Below are 2,727 nucleotides of genomic sequence, written 5' to 3' on the forward strand. Positions count from 1 at the left end.
GTGCGCATAGGTGACGCCGGCCTCCGGCTGCGGCTGCGGCACCGGGCGCAGACCGGCGCGCAGCAGGCCCAGGCCGTCGGCCAGCACCTGCGCGCCCAGCGCGGCCAGGCGATCGTGCAACTGGCCGCCGGTCTCGTCGGCGCCGATCGGGGTGCGCTGCGACAGCAGCACCGGGCCGGTATCCAGCCCCGCCTCCATCTGCATCAGGCACACCCCGGTCTCGCTGTCGCCGGCCTCGATCGCGCGCTGAATCGGCGCGGCGCCGCGCCAGCGCGGCAGCAGCGAGGCATGCACGTTCCAGCAACCATGGGTCGGGATCGCCAGCACCGCCTTGGGCAGGATCAGCCCGTAGGCCACCACCACGATCAGGTCCGGCTGCAGCGCGCGCAGCGCCTGCAGCGTCTCCGGCGAGCGCAGCGTCTGCGGCTGCAGCACCGGGATGCCGCGCGCCACTGCTTCCAGCTTGACCGGCGACGGGGTCAGCCCGCGGCCGCGCCCGGCCGGGCGGTCCGGCTGGGTGTAGACCGCGACCACTTCATGGCGCTGCGCAGCCGCGCGCAACGACGGCACGGCGAAGTCCGGCGTACCGGCGAAGACGAGTTTCATGGAGGCTGGGAACCGGGAATGGGGAATGGGGAATGGGAAAAGCGCGCGGACCCGGAAATGGCTCGGGCACCGCTCTTACGATTCCCGTTTCTCCATTCCCGGTTGCCGGCCTCACGCCACGTGCTTGCGCGCCTTGGCCAGCTTCTTGCGCACCATTTCGCGCTTGAGCGGGGACAGGTAGTCGACGAACAGCTTGCCGTCGAGGTGGTCCATCTCGTGCTGCACGCACACCGCCAGCAGGCCGTCGGTGCTCAGTTCCTGCGGCTGGCCCTGGCGGTCCAGGTAGCGCACGGTGATGGCGTCGGCGCGGGTCACGTCGGCGTAGATGCCGGGGACCGACAGGCAGCCTTCCTGGTACACCTGCTCGCCGTCGCGCTGCACGATCTGCGGATTGATGAACACCTGCGGGGCGTTCTTCTCCTCGCTGACGTCGATGACCATGAAGCGCTTGTGCACGTCCACCTGGCTGGCGGCCAGGCCGATGCCGGGCGCGTCGTACATGGTCTCGAACATGTCGTCGAGCAGGCGTTGGAAGGCCGCGGAGGTGACCTCGGCGGCGTCGACCGGCACCGCCTTGGTGCGCAGGCGCGGGTCGGGGAATTCGAGAATGGGGAGCAGGGCCATAGCGGTACCCAAGATGGGGGCGCCGGACAATTCGGCAAGGCCTGCGAATTCTACCCGTTTCTGCGCCCGGCGCTTGCGCCCGCACCAGGGTTCTGCACTATAGTGCGCCAACCTGTTGGGGAATCAGGCTCCGCGCTCATGTTCAATCGACTCCGTACGGTCGTCGCCGTGGCGATGCTCACCGTGGCGACCTACGCTGCTTCCGCCAGCATGGCCGCCGAACACCCCGACACCTACGTGGTGCGCAAGGGCGATACGCTGTGGGACATCGCCGGGCGTTTCCTCGGCAAGCCCTGGCTGTGGCCGGAGATCTGGCAGGCCAATCCGCAGGTGCACAACCCGCACCTGATCTACCCAGGCGACGTGCTGAGCCTGGCATACCTGGACCGTGTGGCGCACGCCGAGGTCAAGCCGGGCCCGCGCCAGGACGCCCCGATCGACGCGATCCCGCTGGCGCAGGTGGAGCCGTTCCTGAAGAACCTGCGCGTGGTCGACCGCATCGACGACCTGCCCTACGTGGTCGGCACCGAAGACAACCGCCTGCGCGCCACCGACGGGCAACTGGTCTACGCGGTCGGCCTCGGCCAGGCCCAGGCCGGGCAGCGCTACGCCGTGGTCCGTCCGACCGTGCGCTACCTGCTGCCCAAGCTCAGCGACGACCTCAACGCCGAAGGCCGCAGCATCCCCGGCAGCGGCAACCTGTGGCAGACCTTCGTGCCGCCGGACAAGCGCCGCGAGACCCTCGGCTACGAACTGGCCCAGGTCAACATCGGCACCGTCGCCCGCGTGTCCGCCGACGGCCGCCAGGCCACCGGCCTGCTGCTGCAGGACAACGCTCGCGAAGTGCGCGCCGGCGACCGCCTGATTCCGGTCGAGGCGCAGCCCTACGACCTGCAGTTCGTGCCGCATCCGCCGTCCGAGCAGGCGATGGCCACCGGCCTGCGCGTACTGGCGGTGGCCGACGCGTTCAGCGCGGCCGGCCCGCGCGACGTGATCGCCATTTCCGGCGGCCGCCGCGAAGGCATCGACAACGGCACCGTGGTGTCGCTGTGGCGCCACGGCACCCGGGTCAACGACCGCGTGCGTCACCCCAATACCTCCCGCGCCGACGACGGCTTCACCGGCGGCAGCGGCACCGTGGCGCTGCCGGACGAGTACGCCGCGCACGCGATGGTGTTCCGCACCTTCGACAAGGTCAGCTACGCGCTGGTGATGGACGGCATCAAGCCGACCCGGATCGGCTACGACGTCAAGCACCCGGACGCGCGCTGACCCGCGGCTGGGGACTCCCCCTACAGCGATTGCAGACGGCGCCCGAGGGCGCCGTCCGCGTCTGCGGCCTAGGCTGGGCGCATGTCCAGTCCGGCCATCGCCCCTGCCCACACCCCCGCCGACCCGGCCCTGCTGCGCCTGTCGCTGGCCAGCGGCGCCAGCGCCCCACGCCGACGACTGCTGGAGCAACACGGCAGCCCGGCCGCGGCGCTGGCCGCCGGTCCC

3 protein-coding genes are annotated in these 2,727 nt (G+C 70.9%); 1 reads left to right on the forward strand and 2 read right to left on the reverse strand.

The window, feature by feature from the left end; all coding sequences use genetic code 11:
* Window positions 1–606, reverse strand: a 606-nt coding sequence (gene fmt / locus D183_RS0113930) for a methionyl-tRNA formyltransferase (RefSeq protein ID WP_017909541.1), incomplete at its 3' end; no start/stop codon positions are given.
* A gap of 111 nt (window positions 607–717) precedes the next feature.
* The gene (gene def, locus D183_RS0113935) at window positions 718–1,230 is read right to left on the reverse strand and encodes a peptide deformylase (protein ID WP_010340689.1); all 513 of its coding nucleotides are present in this window, start codon (window positions 1,228–1,230) and stop codon (window positions 718–720) included.
* Between the two features lie 138 nt (window positions 1,231–1,368).
* On the opposite strand from def, the gene D183_RS0113940 reads away from it, so the two are divergent.
* Window positions 1,369–2,502, forward strand: coding sequence for a LysM peptidoglycan-binding domain-containing protein (locus D183_RS0113940; protein WP_026144469.1), 1,134 nt, complete (start codon window positions 1,369–1,371; stop codon window positions 2,500–2,502).
* Window positions 2,503–2,727 lie beyond the last annotated feature (225 nt).

The sequence above is a fragment of the Xanthomonas sp. SHU 199 genome, assembly GCF_000364665.1.
GTDB lineage: Bacteria > Pseudomonadota > Gammaproteobacteria > Xanthomonadales > Xanthomonadaceae > Xanthomonas_A > Xanthomonas_A sontii.

Coding starts and splice junctions, on each gene's coding strand:
- def (WP_010340689.1), bottom strand. CDS start 1,230: ATGGCCCTGCTCCCCATTCTCGAATTCCCCGACCCGCGCCTGCGCACC.
- D183_RS0113940 (WP_026144469.1), top strand. CDS start 1,369: ATGTTCAATCGACTCCGTACGGTCGTCGCCGTGGCGATGCTCACCGTG.